The 18,089-nt window shown below is 68.3% G+C and carries 17 protein-coding genes and 1 pseudogene; 8 read left to right on the top strand and 10 right to left on the bottom strand.

Annotation, left to right across the window (positions count from 1 at the left end; genetic code table 11):
* Positions 1 to 10 precede the first annotated feature (10 nt).
* From AC1Z3W_RS10070 to pdxR, 7 genes are all read right to left on the bottom strand, one after another.
* Entirely contained in the window at positions 11 to 1,165 is a 1,155-nt protein-coding gene (locus AC1Z3W_RS10070; protein ID WP_057929809.1) for an ABC transporter permease, read from the bottom strand.
* A complete protein-coding gene (locus AC1Z3W_RS10065; RefSeq protein ID WP_124834174.1) occupies positions 1,162 to 2,109 on the bottom strand; it encodes an ABC transporter ATP-binding protein in 948 nt (315 codons plus the stop codon). The genes AC1Z3W_RS10070 and AC1Z3W_RS10065 overlap by 4 nt, the downstream gene beginning before the upstream one ends.
* Positions 2,106 to 3,068, bottom strand: coding sequence for an HlyD family secretion protein (locus AC1Z3W_RS10060; protein WP_483507530.1), 963 nt, complete (start codon positions 3,066 to 3,068; stop codon positions 2,106 to 2,108). Before AC1Z3W_RS10060 ends, AC1Z3W_RS10065 begins: the two co-directional genes overlap by 4 nt.
* The gene (locus AC1Z3W_RS10055; RefSeq protein WP_057929812.1) at positions 3,065 to 3,763 is read right to left on the bottom strand and encodes a TetR/AcrR family transcriptional regulator; all 699 of its coding nucleotides are present in this window, start codon (positions 3,761 to 3,763) and stop codon (positions 3,065 to 3,067) included. Before AC1Z3W_RS10055 ends, AC1Z3W_RS10060 begins: the two co-directional genes overlap by 4 nt.
* A 284-nt stretch (positions 3,764 to 4,047) precedes the next feature.
* Positions 4,048 to 4,473: a cupin domain-containing protein gene (locus AC1Z3W_RS10050; RefSeq protein WP_082664935.1), complete on the bottom strand. Its 426-nt coding sequence runs from the start codon at positions 4,471 to 4,473 to the stop codon at positions 4,048 to 4,050.
* Between the two features lie 10 nt (positions 4,474 to 4,483).
* Positions 4,484 to 4,921, bottom strand: a complete 438-nt coding sequence (locus tag AC1Z3W_RS10045; protein ID WP_057929813.1) for a carboxymuconolactone decarboxylase family protein — start codon at positions 4,919 to 4,921, stop codon at positions 4,484 to 4,486.
* A gap of 95 nt (positions 4,922 to 5,016) precedes the next feature.
* A complete protein-coding gene (gene pdxR, locus AC1Z3W_RS10040) occupies positions 5,017 to 6,501 on the bottom strand; it encodes a MocR-like pyridoxine biosynthesis transcription factor PdxR (RefSeq protein WP_483507529.1) in 1,485 nt (494 codons plus the stop codon).
* A 291-nt stretch (positions 6,502 to 6,792) separates the two neighbouring features.
* Between pdxR and AC1Z3W_RS10035 the strand changes: the two genes are divergently transcribed.
* Positions 6,793 to 7,710, top strand: a complete 918-nt coding sequence (locus AC1Z3W_RS10035) for a LysR family transcriptional regulator (RefSeq protein WP_057929815.1) — start codon at positions 6,793 to 6,795, stop codon at positions 7,708 to 7,710.
* A 146-nt stretch (positions 7,711 to 7,856) separates the two neighbouring features.
* Positions 7,857 to 8,606, top strand: coding sequence for an SDR family oxidoreductase (locus tag AC1Z3W_RS10030; RefSeq protein WP_124834171.1), 750 nt, complete (start codon positions 7,857 to 7,859; stop codon positions 8,604 to 8,606).
* A 73-nt stretch (positions 8,607 to 8,679) separates the two neighbouring features.
* On the opposite strand, the gene AC1Z3W_RS10025 is transcribed toward AC1Z3W_RS10030, so the two are convergent.
* Positions 8,680 to 10,317 carry a glycoside hydrolase family 32 protein gene (locus AC1Z3W_RS10025; protein ID WP_057929817.1) on the bottom strand — a complete coding sequence of 546 codons (1,638 nt, stop codon included), beginning with the start codon at positions 10,315 to 10,317 and terminating at the stop codon, positions 8,680 to 8,682.
* A 151-nt stretch (positions 10,318 to 10,468) separates the two neighbouring features.
* A complete protein-coding gene (locus AC1Z3W_RS10020; protein WP_057929818.1) occupies positions 10,469 to 12,046 on the bottom strand; it encodes a glycoside hydrolase family 68 protein in 1,578 nt (525 codons plus the stop codon).
* Between the two features lie 189 nt (positions 12,047 to 12,235).
* Between AC1Z3W_RS10020 and AC1Z3W_RS10015 the strand changes: the two genes are divergently transcribed.
* The 5 genes from AC1Z3W_RS10015 to AC1Z3W_RS09995 all read left to right on the top strand — a co-directional run bounded on the left by AC1Z3W_RS10015 (position 12,236) and on the right by AC1Z3W_RS09995 (position 17,437).
* Complete coding sequence (locus AC1Z3W_RS10015; RefSeq protein WP_483507528.1) at positions 12,236 to 13,249, top strand: substrate-binding domain-containing protein; 1,014 nt, start codon at positions 12,236 to 12,238, stop codon at positions 13,247 to 13,249.
* A gap of 419 nt (positions 13,250 to 13,668) precedes the next feature.
* Positions 13,669 to 14,355 carry a type 1 glutamine amidotransferase domain-containing protein gene (locus AC1Z3W_RS10010; RefSeq protein WP_483507527.1) on the top strand — a complete coding sequence of 229 codons (687 nt, stop codon included), beginning with the start codon at positions 13,669 to 13,671 and terminating at the stop codon, positions 14,353 to 14,355.
* A 144-nt stretch (positions 14,356 to 14,499) separates the two neighbouring features.
* Positions 14,500 to 15,609 (top strand): NADH:flavin oxidoreductase/NADH oxidase, encoded by a 1,110-nt coding sequence (locus AC1Z3W_RS10005; protein ID WP_124834163.1) that lies wholly within the window; start codon positions 14,500 to 14,502, stop codon positions 15,607 to 15,609.
* Between the two features lie 159 nt (positions 15,610 to 15,768).
* A complete protein-coding gene (locus AC1Z3W_RS10000; protein WP_057929822.1) occupies positions 15,769 to 16,839 on the top strand; it encodes an AI-2E family transporter in 1,071 nt (356 codons plus the stop codon).
* Positions 16,840 to 17,062: 223 nt separating this feature from the next.
* Positions 17,063 to 17,437: a hypothetical protein gene (locus AC1Z3W_RS09995; RefSeq protein ID WP_175824775.1), complete on the top strand. Its 375-nt coding sequence runs from the start codon at positions 17,063 to 17,065 to the stop codon at positions 17,435 to 17,437.
* A 55-nt stretch (positions 17,438 to 17,492) separates the two neighbouring features.
* On the opposite strand, the pseudogene AC1Z3W_RS09990 reads toward AC1Z3W_RS09995, so the two are convergent.
* A pseudogene (locus tag AC1Z3W_RS09990) lies at positions 17,493 to 17,669 on the bottom strand (oxidoreductase); the annotation flags it as partial.
* A gap of 217 nt (positions 17,670 to 17,886) precedes the next feature.
* Between AC1Z3W_RS09990 and AC1Z3W_RS09985 the strand changes: the two are divergent.
* Positions 17,887 to 18,042 (top strand): hypothetical protein, encoded by a 156-nt coding sequence (locus AC1Z3W_RS09985; RefSeq protein WP_185734521.1) that lies wholly within the window; start codon positions 17,887 to 17,889, stop codon positions 18,040 to 18,042.
* Positions 18,043 to 18,089: the final 47 nt, after the last annotated feature.

The raw sequence follows: 18,089 nt of genomic DNA, 5'->3' as shown, positions 1-18,089 counted from the left end.
CGCGCGGCCCCTAATCGAGCGTGCGCCGGTAGAAGCGCAGCGCGACGCTCATCACGACGACGGTGAACAGTGCGACGGGCCATACCGACGGCCACAGGTCGGCCCAGTCGTTGCCTTTGAGCAGGATGCCGCGCACGAGGCGGTTGAAGTAGGTGAGCGGCAGCAGGTTGCCGATGAACTGCGCCCACTTCGGCATTCCGGCGAACGGGAACATGAAGCCCGACAGCAGGATGTTCGGCAGAAAATAGAACACCGCGAGCTGCATCGCCTGCAACTGGTTCTGCGCGAGCGACGACAGCGTGATGCCGACCGTCAGGTTCGCGGCAATGAAGAGCAGCGCGGACAGGTAGATCGCGAACACGCCGCCGACGAACGGCACCTCGAACACGTACCGCGCGGCGGCGAGAATGATCGACACCTGGATCAGCCCGATGAACACGTACGGGACGATCTTGCCCGTCATCACCTCGATCGGCCGCACCGGCGTCGCGAGCAGGTTTTCCATCGTGCCGCGCTCGCGTTCGCGGGTGATCGCGAGGCCCGTCATCATCACCATCGTCATCGTCAGGATCACGCCCATCAGGCCCGGTACGACGTTGTACTGCGTGATGCCTTCGGGGTTGTACAGGCGGTGCAGCACGACGTTGAACGCGGCCGGGCGGCCGTTCAGGCGCGCGAGCGGGCCCGTCAGGTCCTTGTCCGCGACGGGCTGCACGAGACCGGGCAGCGCGCCGATCGCCGACGCGGTCGCGACGGGATCGGTCGCGTCCGCCTCGACGAGCAGCGACGGGTGTTCGCCGCGCAGCAGCCGCCTCGAGAAATCGGCCGGCACGCTCAGCACGAACTGCACGTCGCCGCGCGCGAGCGCATGTCGGCCGGCCGCTTCGTCGGGCAGCGTTTCGACGATGTCGAAGTACGCGGAATTGCGCATCGCGGCGATGAAGCTGCGGGTGAAGGGGCTCGAATCGGCAACGATCACCGCGGTCGGCAGATGCTTCGGATCGGTGTTGATCGCGAAACCGAACAGCGCGAGCTGGATGATCGGCACGCCGACGATCATCGCGAACGTCACGCGATCGCGACGCAGCTGCAGGAATTCCTTCAGCACGATGCTCCACCAGCGCGCGACCGAGAACGCGCCGCGCATGCTCGCCCGCGCGCTCATGACGGCGCTCCGCCGGCGGGGCCGGGCGCGCGGCCCATCATATAAATAAACACGTCCTCGAGCCCGGTGTCGATCGGCGCGACCTGAAACGACGCGTTGCCGCACACCTGCGCGAGCGTCGCGTCGAGCCGCGCGCGATCGCGGCCGCTCACGTGCAGCACCGAGCCGAACACGACCGTCTGGTCGACGCCCGGCATCGTGCGCAAGCGCGCGGACAGTTCGGCCAGGTGCTCGCCGGCCACCGCGCGCGTCGACAGGTGCTGCGACGCGACGATCTCCGCCGACGTGCCCTGCGCGAGCAGTTCGCCGTACGCGATGTACGCGAGCTTGTGGCAGCGCTCGGCTTCGTCCATGTAGTGCGTGCTGACGAGCACCGAGATTCCTTGCGCGGCCAGCCGGTGCAGTTCTTCCCAGAAGTCGCGGCGCGCGGCGGGATCGACGCCGGCGGTCGGTTCGTCGAGCAGCAGCAGTTCCGGCTCGTGCAGCATGCACGCGGCGAGCGCGAGGCGCTGCTTCCAGCCGCCCGACAGCGCGCCCGTGAGCTGGTCCGCGCGGCTCGCGAGGCCGAGCCCGTCGAGCGCGCGCGCGACGGCCGCATGGCGGTCGGCCATCCCGTACACGCGCGCGACGAAATCGAGGTTCTCGCGGATCGACAGGTCTTCCCAGTACGAGAAGCGCTGCGTCATGTAGCCGACGCGCCGCTTGATCTGCGCGCTGTCGCGCACGATGTCGTAGCCGAGGCAGGTGCCGCTGCCCGAGTCGGGCGTGAGCAGGCCGCACATCATCCGGATCGACGTGGTCTTGCCGCTGCCGTTCGGCCCGAGAAAGCCGAAGATCTCGCCGCGCGCGACGCGCAGCGATACGTCCTTCACGACATGCTTGTCGCCGAACCGCTTGTTCAGGCGGTCGACGTCGATCGCGTACGGAGCGGGCGGCACGTTCATCGCACGCTCACGGCGACCGGCTGGCCCGGATGCAGCTTCGGCGCGTCGGCGGGCGCCGGACGCGCCTCGACCATGAACACGAGTTTGGCCCGGCTCTCGTTGCTGTAGATCACGGGCGGCGTGTACTCGGCTTCGCGCGACACGTAGGTGATGCGTGCGGGCACGTCGGCCGCGCAGCCGTCGCAGTGGATCGCGATCGTACGCCCGGGGGCGAGCGACGCCACGGCCGCCTCCGGCACGAAGAAGCGTACCTTCAGGTTCTGCGGCGGCAGCATCTGCACGACCGGATTGCCGGCCTGCACCCATTCGCCGACGCGGTACAGCGTGTCGTACACGCGCCCGGCGGCGGGCGCGGCGATGCGCTTCTGGTCGAGCTTCCATTGTGCTTCGGCCACTGCCGCCTGCGCGGCGTCGACCTGCGCGGCCTGGGCGGCGACCTGCTGCGTGCGGCCCGGCAAACGGGCGACTTCGACCTGGTTCTGCAACTCGCGCGTCTGTGCGGCGGCGGTCTGCGCGGCCGTGCGCGTATCGTCGAGCTGCTGCTTCGACACGCCGCCGGCCGCGTACTGGCGTTCGTCGCGCGCGAGTTGCGCGGCGGCCCGCGCGGCTTGTGCGGTGGCCTGCGCGAGCTGGGCGCGCGTGACCGCGACCTCCGGCGCGCGCTTGCCGGTCTGCAGGTCGGCAAGCTGCGCGCGTGCGGCCGCGAGCTGATGCTGCACCTGCTGCAACGCGGCCGTTTCGCTGACGGCCTCGAGCGCGAACACCGGTGTGCCGGCCGCGACGGCCTGGCCGCGTTCGACCGACAGTTGCGTCAGCGTGCCCGCCTGCGACGACGACAGGTAGACGAATTCGCCTTCGACGTAGCCCTGGTAGGTCGCGCCGGTGTCTGCCGGCCGTCCGCAACCGGCGAGCAGCGCGGCGGCGGCCAGCGCGAGCGGCAGCGGGCAGGCGGTGCTCACGACGGCCTCCGTGGCGCGCGAGAACGCGCATCCGGCGCGGGGGCGGGCCGCTGCAGTCCGGAGTCGAGCAGCGCGCGGACGTGGCGATGCAGCACGTCGCGATCGATCGGTGGCAGGCCGCGCGCGCTTTGCCACAGCTTCGCGGTCGCGAGCGGCAGCATCACGAGTGCGATGATCGAATGGAACAGGAATGCGGGTTCGAGCGATGGGTTCAGCGTGCCGGCCTGCTGCGCGGCACGGATGCGTTCGGCGAAACGCCCGACATGCTCGAGCGGAATGCGGCGGACCATCCGCTCGCGCAGCAGGCCGCCTTCGTGAACGATCTCGCGCAGCCAGATCGACGGGAGCCAGGGCATGCGATGCGTAACGTCGAAGAACCGGTCGACGAGTTCGGCGACGAGCGCGAACGGATCGCCTTCGATCTGCGGCGCGGTCGGCCGCCACACGAACGCGATGACTTGCGCGAGCCGCTCCTCGACGATCGCATCGAGCAGTTGCTCGCGATTCGTGAAGTAGTAATGGACCATCGCCGACGTGACGCCGGCGGCCGTGGCGATCTGTGCGACCGTCGTCGCGGCGATGCCGCGCTCGGCGAACAGTTGGATCGCAACATCGAGCATGTGATCGCGCAGGTCGAAGTCCTCCACCGACGGGCGGCGCCCGCGCGGCCTGGCGACGGTGGATTTCGCGTTCATGCAGACGACGCTAATTGATGAGTTAGTTAATTTCAAGAAAGGGTTTTCGCGCGCGACGAGCGCGATCGGGCGTGCGTCGCATGGCGGTGCGGACGAGCGGGGAGGTCGCGCGACGGACGGCCGCGTGCGGGGGGCGCTGTGTAGGGAGCGGCTAATGAGGAAGCGGCGGGGGGAAATGGCGGGCGAAGCGGCGGAAACCGGTGAGGCATCCGCACGCAACCGGCGGGGAAACCGGTCTGGGTCATGAAACAGGCGCGTGCCCGGCGCGCGCGCCTGAAACGTCGTCACTGATCGATCGGCGACTTCAGCGGCTCGTGCTCGCCCGTCAGCCCGAACACGACGAGCTGCGCGGGCTCGGTCGCGCTTGCATTGCGCGACACCTGGTGGCGCGAGCCGGGCGCCTCGTACCAGCCTTCGCCGGCGCGGTAGCGGCGCACCGGGCCGCCGTTCACCTGCGACAGCACTTCGCCTTTCGACACGACCGCGAACACCGAACCGAGGTGCTTGTGCGCTTCGGAGGACTGACCGGGCGCATAGTCGACGGTCGCGACGACGGCGAGCTTGCCGGGCGCTTCGGGCACGGCCTGCCGCATGATCGCGTGCACGTTGTCGTCGGCACCGTGCGCGTGGGCGGCGGCCGGCAGCGCGGCGCCGAGCGCGAGCGCCGTGCACAGGAGCGCGCGGCGGAGCATGGAGCGGGAATGCATCATCGTCGTCTCCTTACTCGGGCATCTTGCGGAACGCGATCGCGAAGCGGTTCCACGTGTTGATCGTCGCGATCAGCATCGACAGCTCGAACAGTTCCGTGTCGCTGAAGTGCGGCTTCACGGCTTCCCAGACGGAATCGGGCACGTGGTTGTCGGCGACCAGCGTCAGCGCTTCGGTCCATTCGAGCGCCGCGCGTTCGCGGTCGGTAAAGAACGGCGTTTCGCGCCAGACGACCACCGTCGCCAGGCGTCGGTCGGTCTCGCCGCCCTTGCGTGCGTCGGTGGTGTGCATGTCGACGCAGAACGCGCAGCCGTTGATCTGCGACGCGCGCAGCCGGACGAGCTCGGCGAGCGGCTTCTCGATCGAGCTCTTCGCGATGAATTCCTCGGCGTTGCGCATTACCTTGATCGCGTTCGGGCTGGCGGTATAGAAGTTCAGGCGCGGTTGCATGGCAGGTCCTTTTTCGGTTGGGTGCGCACGGTGGCGCGACAGGACCCACTTTAAGCGTGCAACTGGCCCGCTTGAATGACCAATTCTGGCGAAATTCAGGTAACCAGTGGCGAGCTGCCGAAGCTGTTCGAACCCAGCAGCTCGGCGAGTTTCGCGAGCGCGGTGTCGATGCGCAGCGCGTCGATTCCGCCATAGCCGAACAGCAGCCCCGCGCGCGCCGCCGAGCCGACGTGGAATGCCGAGATCCCGTACAGGCCGATGTCGTGCCCGCGGACCGCGCGGACCAGTGCGGCTTCGTCGAGCCCCGGTTTCAGGTGCGCGGCCAGGTGGATGCCGGCGGTCGGCACGATCGTGTCGAACCACGGCGCGAGGTCGCCGCGCAGGTGCGCGAGCAGCATCTTGCGGCGCGCGTCGTAGTGTTTCTGCACGCGCCGCAGGTGCCGCGCGAAATCGCCTTCGAGCATGAAGCGCGCGAGCGCCGCTTGCGTCAGCGTGCAGGTATGCCAGTCGACGATCTGCTTCGCCTTCGCGAGCGCGCCGCGCAGCGCGCGCGGCGGAATCGCGTAGCCGATGCGCAGTTCGGGAAAGATCGTCTTCGAGAATGTGCCGACGTACGCGACGAGGCCCGTGCGGTCGAGGCTCTTCAGCGACTCCACCGGCCGGCCTTCGAAGCGGAACTCGCCGTCGTAGTCGTCCTCGATGATCACCGCGCGGCGGCGCTGCGCCCATTCGAGCAGCGCGACGCGCCGGTCCAGCGTCATCGGCATCCCGAGCGGGAACTGGTGCGACGGCGTCACGTAGACGAGCCGTGCGTCGTCGGGCAGCCGCTCGGTGACAAGGCCGTGTGCGTCGACCGGCACGCCGATCACCGTCGCACCGAGCGACGCGAACGCCGCGCGAGCCGGCGGATAGCCGGGATTCTCGACCGCGACGACGTCGCCGGGCCGCACGACCACGCGCGGGATCAGGTCGAGCGCCTGTTGCGCGCCCTGCGTGACGAGCACGTCGTCCCAGCCGCAGGCAACCGCGCGGCTGAACCCGACGTAGCGCGCGATCGCGCCGCGCAACTGCGGATCGCCGGCCGGGTCGTGATACTGGCCGGGGCCGCGCGCCTGCTGGCGCAATGCGTGATGCAGGCAGCGGCGCCATGCGTCGAACGGGAACAGCGTCTTGTCGGTCACGCCGCCGCGGAAGTCGAAGGCGGGCGAGTCCTGCGGCGTGGGCATCGCGAGCGCATCGGGCAGGTCGTCCCACAGCGCCCGTGCGTCGACCGCGTGGACGCGCGGCGTGTCCTCGACGAGCGACGGCGTCGAGCCCGCCGCCGCATGCGGAACCCGCGCGAGGCCGTCCGCGACGAACGTGCCGTCGCCCGCGCGTGTGTTCAGGTAGCCCTCGGCGACGAGCCGCTCGAACGCGTCGAGCGTCGTTTTACGCGACACGCCGAGCTGCTTCGCGAGATCGCGCGTCGACGGCAGCCGAGCGCCGCCCTCGAGCCGTCCGTCGACGATCGCGGTGCGCAATTGCCGGAAGATTTGCCCGGTCAGGTCGTGACGGCCTTCGATGCGGATCGCGATGTCCATCGCAGTGGTTACCTCGGATGTCCGGATTTGATGCCGGTCAGCATACCGGAAGTTCATCGCCTGAATGGCCTCCGGGAACACGCGAACGACTTCGGGCGGCCCGGGAAGGCGCGTGCCGTTGCCGGAGCGATGAGCGCTGGACGCAAGGCCGTCCGGATTCGCGAGACCCGCTTCAAGATGAATACCGGCCGGCCCGGCATCCACCGCACCCCGCGCACAGCGTCATTCGATTGGACCGCCGCCCGCCGCTGCCTTACGATCCACCACACCCCCCCGACCGGAGTGCAACTCATGCTGTCCGAAGACGAACTCGCGCTGCTCGATGCGATCCGCGCCACCGGCAGCCTGTCGCGGGCGGCCGCACGGCTCGGCAAGGCGCCGTCGACTGTGTCGCACGCCGCGCGACAGCTCGAAGCGCGTTTCGACGCGCTGCTGTTCGATCGGCGCGGCTACCGGCTGCAGCTCACGCCGGCCGGGCAGCTGCTGACCGACGAGGCGTCGCGCCTCGCGCTCGATGTCGCCCGGCTCACGCAGCGCGTGCGGCAGGTCGCGAGCGGCTGGGAGGACCGGCTGTGGATCGTCAGCGACGAGGTGCTGGAGTTCGACACGCTGCTGCCGGTCGTGCACGCGTTCGATGCGCTCGATTCGGGCGTGTCGTTGCGGTTCACGCACGAAGTGCTCGGCGGCACCTGGGAAGCGCTGCGCGACGGCCGCGCGGATCTGGTCGTGGGCGCGACCAACGAGCCGCCGGCGATTCCGGGCTTCAAGTGGTTCGAGCTCGGCGTGATGGAATGGGTGTTCGCGGTATCGCCGCGCCATCCGCTGGCATCGGCGAGCGAGCGGCTCACCCGGGACGCGATCGGCGCGCATCGCGCAGTCGTCGTCGCCGATTCGTCGCGGCGCACGGCCGGCCGTGCGTACGGACTGCTCGGCGGCCAGGCGGTGCTCGCCGTGCCGTCGATGCGCGCGAAGATCCTCGCGCAGCGCGACGGGCTCGGCGTCGGCTGGGTACCGCGCCGGCGGGTCGCGTCGTTGCTCGCGCGCGGCGAGCTGGTGGAGAAGGAAACGGTCGATCCGCGCGAGCCGAACGTGCTGTATGTTGCGTGGCGCGGCGACCGCGACGGCCGCGCGCTGCAATGGTGGCTCGAGCAACTGCGCGAACCGAGGCTCGCGCAGCGGCTGCTCGACGGGATCGACGTGACGGGCTGAGAGCGTCAGCCGGGCTCGCGACCGGCAGGCCCCGGCAGACATGTTCGAAGATTTCGAACATGTCTGCCGCGCCGGTCGTACGGCATGGCCGGGCGCCGCGCGCATGCTGTGTTCACGGTCAACTCACAGGTTCACAGGAGAACATCATGCAACGCTTCGAAGGAAAGACGGTACTCGTCACGGGCGGCAACAGCGGCATCGGCCTCGCGGCCGCACGGGCATTCGCGGCCGAAGGCGCGCGGGTCATCATCACCGGCCGCGACGAGCGGACGCTCGCCGCCGCGCGCGAGACGCTCGGCGACGGCGCGCTCGCGATCCGCAACGAGGCCGGCAGCGTTGCGTCGGCGCGGGCGCTGGCGGACGCGATCGCGGCGTCCGGCGCGCGGCTCGACGCGGTGTTCATCAATGCGGGCGTCGCGAAACTCGCGCCGTTCGCGGATAGCGACGAGGCGATGTGGGACCTCGTGTTCAACACCAACGTGAAGGGCGCGTATTTCCAGATCCAGGCGCTCGTTCCGCTGCTGAACCGCGGCGCATCGATCGTGATCAACGGCTCGATCAATGCGCACATCGGGATGCCCGGTTCGTCCGTGTATGCGGCGAGCAAGGCGGCCGTCAACTCGTTCGCGAAGACGCTGTCGACGGAATTGCTGCCGCACGGCGTGCGGGTGAACGTGGTGAGCCCCGGGCCGGTCCAGACGCCGCTGTACGGCAAGCTCGGGCTCGATGCGGCCACGCTCGACGAGACGGCCGACAAGATCAAGGGCCTCGTCCCGATCGGCCGCTTCGGCACGCCGGACGAAATCGCGTCGACGGTGCTGCACCTGAGCGCGCCCGAGTCCGCATTCATCGTCGGCGCGGAAATCATCGCGTCGGGCGGGATGGGGCTGCTCTGAGCGTACAAGCGGCGGGGGCTGCCTCGCCTGACGTGACGTCGGGCGGCGCAGCCCCCGCCGTCAATCCGTATCGCTAGCGCGATGCACAGGCGTCACGGGCTGGGTCGCGCGCATCGAGCTGCGTTACCGTCAGCCCCGAGAACGTCGCGCTGCCATGCTCGGCGAACACAGCGACGCGGTCCGCATCGAGCGGCGGAAAGACCAGGTCCGTCAGCACCGTGCGGCCGCCGTTCGCGAACACTTCGACCGACCCGCGATCGACGACGATCTCGAGCTGCAGGCGTCCGTGCTCGAGCGGCAGATCGACGATGTGCTCGCGGCTGAAGGTGCCGGCGAAATCCGTTGCGCCAGAGCGGGAGCGATCGAGCGTCAGCGTGCGTTTCGCGGTGTCGTACACGATCCGGGTGCCGATCGCACCGTCCGCCGAGCCGCGCACGATCAAGCCCGCGCGGGCCGAGCGCTGCGGCGCGATCGTCACCGTGATGCGCTGGACCACGCCGCGCGTCGCGGCCGGCAGCATGCGCGTGGCGGAGTCGACGCTCAGATCGCCTTCATGCACGGCGGGCCGCCCGTCGGCCCACGCATCGAATGCGGCGGCCGGCGTCACGACGAGCGTGGGTTCGCCGCCGATCGTCTTCAGCGCCAACTCGCGCGGCAATGTCGTCGCGCCGCGCCAGGGTGCCGTCGGCGCTTTCGCCGCGTAGTCCCAGTTGCTCATCCACGCGATCGCGACAGGGCGGGCGCCCGGCGCACCCGAAAACGTGCCGGCTGCATAGAAGTCGGCGCCATGATCGACCCAGCGGAATTGAGCGGGATCGGAACCGGCCGGCGCGACGCGATCGGGAACGAACGTACGGCCATCGAAGTTGCCGACGAAATACATCGCGCCGGAACCGCCGGCGATCGACCACGGGTTGACGTTGACGATCATCACCCACTTGATGTGCCGCGGATCGTCGTCGACGGGCAGCGGCACGAGGTCGGGCATTTCCCACAGCGCGCCTGCATGCGGCACGTCCGGCAGCGTGAAGTCGCTCAGGAACGACCAGTGGACCAGGTCGTCGGAACGGTAGAGCTTCACGACGTGCGCGTCGGCGACGACGGTCGTCATCAACCAGTAGCGTCCCGGTGCGTACCACGACACCTTCGGGTCGCGGAACTGCTTCGACTCCGGGTCGAGCGTGAGCACCGGATTGTGCGCGTAGGGCTGCCACGTCGCGCCGTGGTCGAGGCTGTACGCGAGCGACTGTGCCTGCGTGCCGGGTGCGTGACCGGAACCGGCCTTGTAGACGCTCGTATAGAGCGCGACGAGCGGCGTCTTGCCCGGCGTGCCGAGGCCGGACGTGTTGTGCGTGTCGGCGACGATCGAGCCGGAGAAGATTTCCTCCGTGGCATTCGCGTGCATCGCGACCGGCTGCTCGCGCCAGTGGACGAGATCGGTGCTGGTCGCATGGCCCCACGACATGTTGCCCCAGTCGTGGCCGAGCGGGTTGTACTGATAGAACAGGTGATAGCGGCCGTTTTCGTAGACGAGGCCGTTCGGATCGTTCATCCAGTTGCGTTGCGGCGTGTAATGGATGGCGGGTCGCCATTGCGGCGTCGCGTTCGCGGGCGGCGCGGCGCATGCCGCGTGCGCCGCCTGCGCGCCAGCCGCACACGCGAATACGAGTCCGGCGAGCCGGAAGGAAAAGCGGGAAAACGTCGATCTCATGCGGGGGCCCGTTTCGCCGCGCGAAGCGGGAAAGAAGGGCGCATGCCGCCGGCAAGGGCGGCATGCGCGGTCTGCGTAGCAAAAGGACAGGCGCACACGCGACTCGCGCGATGCGCACCTGCAAAACGGACAGGCTATGCCGCCGTGATGGTTACGGCCGGGTGCCGGGGCCGCCGTTGTGACCGTCGCCCGTCGCCGGCAGGTTCGACGGGATGTCGCCGTAGCCGCCGAGGCCGCTGCGTCCGTACGTGCGGTCGACCGCCGTCGACGTGCCATTGATGTTGACCTTCACCGTCGGCGCGAGCGTGCCGCCACGGCGCGGGCCGATCGCATCGATGAACGACTCGACGAGCCCGCCCGGCATCACGAAGTGCGAATACGACTGGAATTCGCGCGGGTTCTGGTTCGGGTCCTGTGCATACGGCGCGCCGGCCGGCGCGGAGAAGTCGGTCGGGTTGCCGAGGACGAGCCCGCTGCCGCCGTTCAGCGGCAGGAAGTCGCTGCGGATGCCGTTGCCGACGAAGCCGTAGACGCCGTCCGGCCCATCGACGCCCGCGGCCATCGTCGTGCGGTGGCTGATCGTGAACAGGTAGTACTTGCCGTCCTTCAGATAGATCTGCGGGCGCTCGGTCTGGTCGTCGACGCAGTTGGCCGACAGGATCGGCGGCAGGAACTTCCATTCCGTGAGTTGCGGGTTCGTCGCGACCGCCAGGCCGACATTGGCCTTTTGATACACTGCGCCCGAGTTCATCACGGCGTTCAGGTCTTCCTTGTACGGATCGTTCGGCGCGTAGCCGAGATCGGCCTCGGTGCAGGTCCGGGCGCCGCGCTGGCCGCCCGTGTTGCCTTCGAACACCATGTAGGTCTTGCCCGGGTGCGCCGGATCGGTGAACACGAACGGATCGCGGAACGAGAAGTAGGTATTTTGCTGGCCGGTCTGGTAGTAGTTGCCGTCCGGTTGCAGCAGCGCCTTGTGATCGTCGAAGCCGCTGAACCACACGTGCTTGTCGTCGGCGTGGATATGGCCGTCGGCGCGCGTGATGATCGCCTGCGGCGGCGTGATGTCGGCACCGCCCGGCGCCGAGCGGTTGAACGACGTCGCGGTGTAATACAGGCTGACGTTGTCGCCGTGCGTGAGGCGCGCCGAGCCCGACCATTCGGCGTTGTTGGTCATCGGCGACGTGCCGAACACCTTGACGCTCGCGCCGTCCGGGAACAGATGGCCGCCCCAGGTCCAGCCGCCGTTCGCGGGCCGCTGCGACGCGGGAATGCCCGCGCGGCGATAGAAGAAGCCGATGCGCGCGTGGACGTGGCGGTCATCGAACGTATAGCCCGCGTGCGGATCGGCGGTGAGCGAGAAGATCACCTCCCAGCCCTTGTAGCTGAGCTGGTTCGCGCGCAGGTCGGCCAGCGGCCAGGTGTCCCACACCCACACGTTGGAATTGATCAGCGGGAAATCCTGCGGGATGTCCGGCATCGTCAGCGCTTGCGGCAGCGAGTTCTTGTCGGCGCCGGCCGTATGCGACTGCGCGACGATCTGGCGGATGTCCGCGCGGGTCCAGCGCATCGTGAAGTTGCCTTCGGGGTCGTATGCCTGCTGCGTGTGAGGCGTCGGCGCGGGAGCGCCGGCGGTCTGCGCATGCGAAACGGACGAGAAGGCGGCCAGTGCGGCGCCGGCGAACAGCAAACGTTTGGCCGCGGTCGCGCGGCAAAAAGGAAAGTAAGTCATGTCGGCGTTGTTTTCCGTTGACGGTGAAAGGGAACGACTGACGGCGGCATCGATGTCCAAACCGGTTTGGATGCTATTTCAAACCGGTTTGGACGTCAAAAGATAAATATTTGACGGTAATAACTACTGTTCGGAAATAATTGCCAGAAAGTGGCTCGGACGGATGGAAAACACAACGCGAGGAGCGACGTGAAGGTGAATCTGAAGGCGCTGTCGGAGGCGCTCGGGCTGTCGCGCACGACGGTCAGTCGCGCGCTGAACGGCTATGACGACGTGAGCGAGGCGACCCGCGAACGCGTGATGAAGGCCGCGCGCGAACTCGGCTATGTCGCGGACCCGACCGCCCGCCGGCTGGCGACGGGGCGCTCCGATGCGATCGGCATCGTGTATCCGTTCGGCGCGGGCGACCTCGGCGATCCGCGTTTCGGCGAAGTCGTCGCGGGCATCACGGAGCGGCTCGCCGAGCGCAATCTCGACTTCATCGTCGCGGCCGCGCGGCCGAACGCCGAGCTGGACACGTATCGACGGCTCGTCGACGGCAAGCTCGTCGACGGGCTGATCGTCGCGCGCACGCTGGTCGACGATCCGCGCATCGCCTACCTGCGGTCGAACGCGTTTCCGTACATCGCGTATGGCCGCACGCAAACCGCCGAACCCTACGCATGGTTCGATTTCGACAACGAAGCGGGCGCGCGCGATGCCGTGCGGCGCCTGATCGGCTTCGGCCATCGGCGCATCGCGATGATCAGCGCGCCGCTGTCGCTCAATTTCGCGATGCAGCGTCGTGCCGGCTATCTCGCGGCGCTGCGCGAGGCCGGCATCGAGGCCGATCCGGCGCTGCTCGTCGAGTGTCCGTTTACGCGCGACGGTGGGCAGCAGGGCGTGCAGACGTTGCTCGCGCGGACCGAACGGCCCACGGCGTTGCTCGTCGACAACAATATCGCCGGCGGCGGCGCGTTCCGCGCGCTGGTCGACAACGGGGTGCGTCTGGGGCACGACATGTCGTTGATCGTCTATGACGGCGTGCCGCCGGACGTCGCGCGTCCGCATCGGGTGACGGCAGTGGTGCAGCCGACCGGACATGCGACCGGACGTTCGCTGGCGGACCTGATGCTGGGATTGCTCGCGGACGGCGTCCGCGGCCATCGACTCGAGATGCCGGTGATCGAGGCCGGCGATACGGACGGGCCGCTGCAAGGCTAGCCGATCGCGGCGGTGCGTGCGTGCGGGGCGCGATCGGCAACGGACTTGCGCAGCGCGCCCGCCGCAAAAGCCATGACACCGACAGGGCCGAATGCGACGTTACTAGACGACCGGTCTAATCGGGAGGTATCATCCGGTCTCATGAATGCGACGCCGCTTCCTGCCGCACTCAGCCGGACGCGAAAATGCCAATTCGCGCCGCGATGCCGGCCGTGCAGGAGACGCCGTCGTTTTTTTTCGAGCCACCTCTAGACGACTGGTCTAATAGAGGCGAGCAACATTTTCGATACGGGGCGGCACGTTGACGCTTGCCAGCGGACTAACCGGCAGGCGCACCGTCGTCGCCGGCACGCGGCGTGCGTCTCGCTGGCTGCCGTCCGACGCGGCCCCGTTCCCCCATTTCGAAGGAGTGTCCGATCATGAAGATTCTGGTTGTCCTGACCTCGCACGACACGCTCGGCGACACCGGCAAGAAAACCGGCTTCTGGCTCGAGGAACTGGCCGCGCCGTACTACGCGTTCAAGGATGCGGGCGTCGAGCTGACGCTCGCATCGCCGAAGGGCGGCCAGCCGCCGCTCGACCCGAAAAGCAGCGATCCGGCCGCGCAGACCGACGCGACGCGCCGCTTCGATGCGGATCCGGCAGCCAAGGCCGAGCTTGCCGCCACGCGCAAGCTGGCCGACGTGTCGGCCGACGATTACGACGCGGTGTTCTATCCGGGCGGGCATGGCCCGCTGTGGGATCTCGCCGAGGATCTGCATTCGATCGGCCTGATCGAGCGCGCGCTGTCGGCCGGCAAGCCGGTCGCGGCCGTGTGCCACGCGCCGGGCGTGCTGCGCCACGTGAAGGACCCGAAAACCGGCGAATCGGTCGTGCGCGGCAAGCGTGCGACGGGCTTCACCAACAGCGAGGAAGCGGCCGTCGAGCTGACGGAAGTGGTGCCGTTCCTCGTCGAGGACATGCTGAAGACCAACGGCGCGCAGTTCGAGCGCAGCGCCGACTGGGCGCCGCACGTCGTTACCGACGGGCTGCTGATCACGGGGCAGAACCCCGCGTCGTCGGAACCCGCTGCCGAGGCGCTGCTCGCGAAGCTCGGCCGTCAGTAAGCCGGCCCGGCGCCGGCGCGACCGGCGCCAGGCCGTTTGCGTCACCGGGCGCGACCGGCCCGGCGACCGCCTGAATCGCTCCGCCGTGCGTACCGCTCGGCGGCTCATCCAGTCGTTTCGTAGAACCAAGCAAAGGAGTGGTGGATGTCTGCCCTGTTCGAACCGTTCAAACTCAAGGACGTCACGCTGCGCAACCGCATCGCGGTGCCGCCGATGTGCCAGTACGTCGCCGAAGACGGCGTCGTCAACGACTGGCATCACGTGCATCTGGCCGGCATCGCGCGCGGCGGCGCGGGCCTCGTGATCGCGGAGGCGACGGCTGTGTCGCCGGAAGGCCGCATCACGCCGGGCTGCGCCGGGCTGTGGACCGATGCGCAGGCCGCCGCGTTCGCACCGTCGGTCGCGGCGATCAAGGCGGCCGGTGCGGTGCCGGGCATCCAGATCGCGCATGCGGGCCGCAAGGCAAGCGCGAACCGTCCATGGGAAGGCGACGACCATATCGCCGACGGCGATCCGCGCGGCTGGCAGACCATCGCACCGTCGGCGGTACCGTTCGGCGCGCACCTGCCGAAGATGCCGCGCGCGATGACGCTCGACGACATCGCCCGCGTGCAGGCCGACTTCGTCGCATCGGCGAAGCGCGCCCGCGACCTCGGCTTCGAATGGCTCGAACTGCATTTCGCGCACGGCTATCTCGGCCAGAGCTTCTTCTCCGTGCATTCGAACCAGCGCGACGACGCGTACGGCGGTTCGGCCGAAAACCGCGGCCGCTTCCTCGTCGACACGCTGAAGGCCGTCCGCCAGGTCTGGCCGGAGCACCTGCCGCTGACGGCGCGTCTTGGCGTGATCGAATACGACGGTCGCGATGAAGAAACGCTCGCCGAATCGATCGCGCTCACGCAGCGGATGAAGCAGGAAGGGCTCGACATGCTGAGCGTGTCGGTCGGTTTCTCGACGCCCGACGCGCGGATTCCGTGGGGCCCGGCGTTCCTTGCACCGGTCGCGGAGCGCGTGCGCCGCGAGACCGGCCTGCCGGTGTCGTCCGCATGGGGGATCGACACGCCGCAACTCGCCAATCGCGTTGTCGCCGAGCAGCAGCTCGATCTCGTGATGGTCGGCCGCGCGCATCTGGCCGATCCGCACTGGCCGTACTACGCGGCCAGGCAGCTCGGCGTCGAGCGTCCGTCGTGGACGCTGCCCGCGCCGTACGCGCACTGGCTCGAACGCTATCGCGTCGCCGACAAGGTGGCCTGAGCCCGCTTGCATCGCGCGGCGGCGCGGCGTTCGCGGCACGCATTTGACGATGCATGACATGGCGTGCGCATGCCGTTGCGGTGCCGATGGATAGAATGGCGGTTCGTACAGGCTTCCGGCCTGCGCGAGCCGCCATTTTTTCATTTCGACCGAGGTGCCATGCGCGCACATGTCTCGCCGTCCCAGGATTCCGCCGCGCGGCCGCGCGCGCAGCAGATCGCCCGCGTCGTGCTGTATGCGGCGCTGCTGGTGCTCGCGCTGTGGGTGATCCGCGACTTCCTTCCCGCCATCGCGTGGGCCTGCGTGATTGCGATTGCGCTGTGGCCGTTGCTGAAACGTTTCGAAGCGGACCGCTGGTTTCGCGACCGGCCGACCCTGATCGCGACCGTGATTACCGCGGGCGTTTCGCTGCTGGTCGTGCTGCCGGTCGCGCTCGCGCTCGGCCAGGCGATCTCGCAGGAGCACGACCTGCGCATGTGGCTGCACTCGATCCAGGACAACGGCATTCCGTTGCCGGACGTCGTCAGTCGGCTGCCGTACGGTGCCGCGCAGATCACCGATTGGTGGCAAGCCAATCTCGGTCATCCGCTGCATGCGGCTACCGCGATGCACGGTGCGAGCGGCGAGAAGTTCATCGCATTCGGGCGGCAGTTCGGCTCGAAGCTCGCGCATGCGTTGTTCGAGTTTGGCTTCATGCTGGTCACGCTGTTCGTGATCCTTAGGGCCGGCCACAAGTTGTCGGGCGCGTTGCTGCAGGGCGCGCGGCGCGCGTTCGGCCGCGGTGGTGCGGATCTGATCGAACGGATGGTCGCGGCCGTGTACGGCACGGTAACGGGACTGGTCGTCGTCGGGTTGGGCGAGGGCGCCATTCTCGGCGTCGCGTATGCGCTCGCGGGCGTGCCGCACGCGACGCTGCTCGGTCTCGTCACGGCGGTCGCCGCGATGCTACCGTTCTGCGCGCCGATCGTATTCTGCGGCGCGGCGCTCTGGCTGTTCGTGCAGGGGGCGACCGCGTGGGCCGTCGTGGTGCTGGCGGTCGGCTTCGTGGTCGTGTTCGTCGCCGAGCATTTCGTGCGGCCGGTGCTGATCGGCAGTTCAACCCGCTTGCCGTTCCTGCTCGTGCTGTTCGGCATTCTGGGCGGTGCCGAGACGTTCGGGCTGATCGGGTTGTTCGTCGGCCCCGCGCTGATGACGGTGCTGACGATGCTGTGGGCCGAATGGGTCGCATGACGATGACGGCCGTTGCACCGATTCGGCACATCGGCGCAACGATGCGCACGTGCGCGCGAATCCGCCCGGTAGCCCAACGATTCGTGACGATCGAAATCGGGCGGACCGGCGCGATGCGGCGCATCGGACACAAGTCTCAACATTTCTTTTCGATCCGGACCCAAAGGTCGAGTAGCATGAGGCTTTCGATCACGCCGGCAGGGCGCAGCAGATTTCTCCAAGCATGCGATTGATTTCGATGTCCCGTCCCGCAGCGACGCTGTCGCTGGCCGCCAGTTGCCTGATGCTGCATGGCTGCGCATGGTTCGACTCGTGGCTGCCGTTCTCGTATTCGCGCACGCCGCTGGCGAGGGCCGCGTCGCGGCACGGTGCAACCCGTGCCGACGTCGTCCGCGCGGGCGGCAACCCGCGCAGCGTATGGATGGTCCGCAACGGCAGCGGCGTCTGCTACAACTACTTCATCGAGCACGGCAACGATCACCGCACTTTCTTCGTCGTATTCGACAACGCCGGGGTCGTCACGCAACACGGCTTCGATACCTGCATGGACGCCGATCGCAAGGGCACGCTCCAGCCGGACAAGGCCGCTTCCCGATAGCACGGCAGGCGCGTCGCCGCGCCTGCCGTGCTCGTCATTCGGGCCATCCGCGCCATCAAGCGATCGTATCGAGCACGCCGCCGTCGGCGCACTGCGCGGCGTCCGTCGTCGCCGAAGCCTGCGGCGAGCACACGTACACCACCAGATTCGCGATTTCCTTCCGCTGCGCCGGCCGCCGGATGATCGACGTCGCGTGCTCGCTGCGCACGAAATCCATCGACGCGTCTACAGACTTCGCGTTTGATCCCGCGTGCCGCGGCCACCGCTTTGCGGTGGCCGCGATCATTCTGAAACCTTCTATAACGATTGCCCATATACGTATGACCGGCTGCTCGCGGACGGCATGGGAGCGTCGCGTCATATCGGCGTCCGGCCCATAGACGTTTCTCTGCCGGTCTGTTTCACTCGCGAACATCCGACGGCACGGTTTTCCCGATATGGATGTGCTCGTGAACGCCAAAACTAGTGCGATGGTGGCCAGCGGCGACGCGTCGATGACCATCGAGAACGGCAACGTCGTTTTCGACTGTCTGGGTGAATTCCGTATCAGGGCGGCCTCGTTCACGTTCGAAGAGCCCGGCAATACGTCCATCAGCCTGCCGTAATTGCCGGTGAGCGACTACCAGCCCAGCTCCAAATACAGCCACACACA

The sequence above is a fragment of the Burkholderia sp. 10_S31 genome (assembly GCF_056930375.1).
The sequence above is the reverse complement of the archived record's forward strand: the minus strand, read 5'-3'. Positions and strand labels throughout refer to the sequence as shown.

Coding starts and splice junctions, on each gene's coding strand:
- AC1Z3W_RS10065 (WP_124834174.1), bottom strand. CDS start 2,109: ATGAACGTGCCGCCCGCTCCGTACGCGATCGACGTCGACCGCCTGAAC.
- AC1Z3W_RS09995 (WP_175824775.1), top strand. CDS start 17,063: ATGCGATTGATTTCGATGTCCCGTCCCGCAGCGACGCTGTCGCTGGCC.
- AC1Z3W_RS10005 (WP_124834163.1), top strand. CDS start 14,500: ATGTCTGCCCTGTTCGAACCGTTCAAACTCAAGGACGTCACGCTGCGC.
- AC1Z3W_RS10035 (WP_057929815.1), top strand. CDS start 6,793: ATGCTGTCCGAAGACGAACTCGCGCTGCTCGATGCGATCCGCGCCACC.
- AC1Z3W_RS10000 (WP_057929822.1), top strand. CDS start 15,769: ATGCGCGCACATGTCTCGCCGTCCCAGGATTCCGCCGCGCGGCCGCGC.
- AC1Z3W_RS10050 (WP_082664935.1), bottom strand. CDS start 4,473: ATGATGCATTCCCGCTCCATGCTCCGCCGCGCGCTCCTGTGCACGGCG.
- AC1Z3W_RS10020 (WP_057929818.1), bottom strand. CDS start 12,046: ATGACTTACTTTCCTTTTTGCCGCGCGACCGCGGCCAAACGTTTGCTG.
- AC1Z3W_RS10030 (WP_124834171.1), top strand. CDS start 7,857: ATGCAACGCTTCGAAGGAAAGACGGTACTCGTCACGGGCGGCAACAGC.
- AC1Z3W_RS10070 (WP_057929809.1), bottom strand. CDS start 1,165: ATGAGCGCGCGGGCGAGCATGCGCGGCGCGTTCTCGGTCGCGCGCTGG.
- AC1Z3W_RS10045 (WP_057929813.1), bottom strand. CDS start 4,921: ATGCAACCGCGCCTGAACTTCTATACCGCCAGCCCGAACGCGATCAAG.
- AC1Z3W_RS10055 (WP_057929812.1), bottom strand. CDS start 3,763: ATGAACGCGAAATCCACCGTCGCCAGGCCGCGCGGGCGCCGCCCGTCG.
- pdxR (WP_483507529.1), bottom strand. CDS start 6,501: ATGGACATCGCGATCCGCATCGAAGGCCGTCACGACCTGACCGGGCAA.
- AC1Z3W_RS10025 (WP_057929817.1), bottom strand. CDS start 10,317: ATGAGATCGACGTTTTCCCGCTTTTCCTTCCGGCTCGCCGGACTCGTA.
- AC1Z3W_RS10010 (WP_483507527.1), top strand. CDS start 13,669: ATGAAGATTCTGGTTGTCCTGACCTCGCACGACACGCTCGGCGACACC.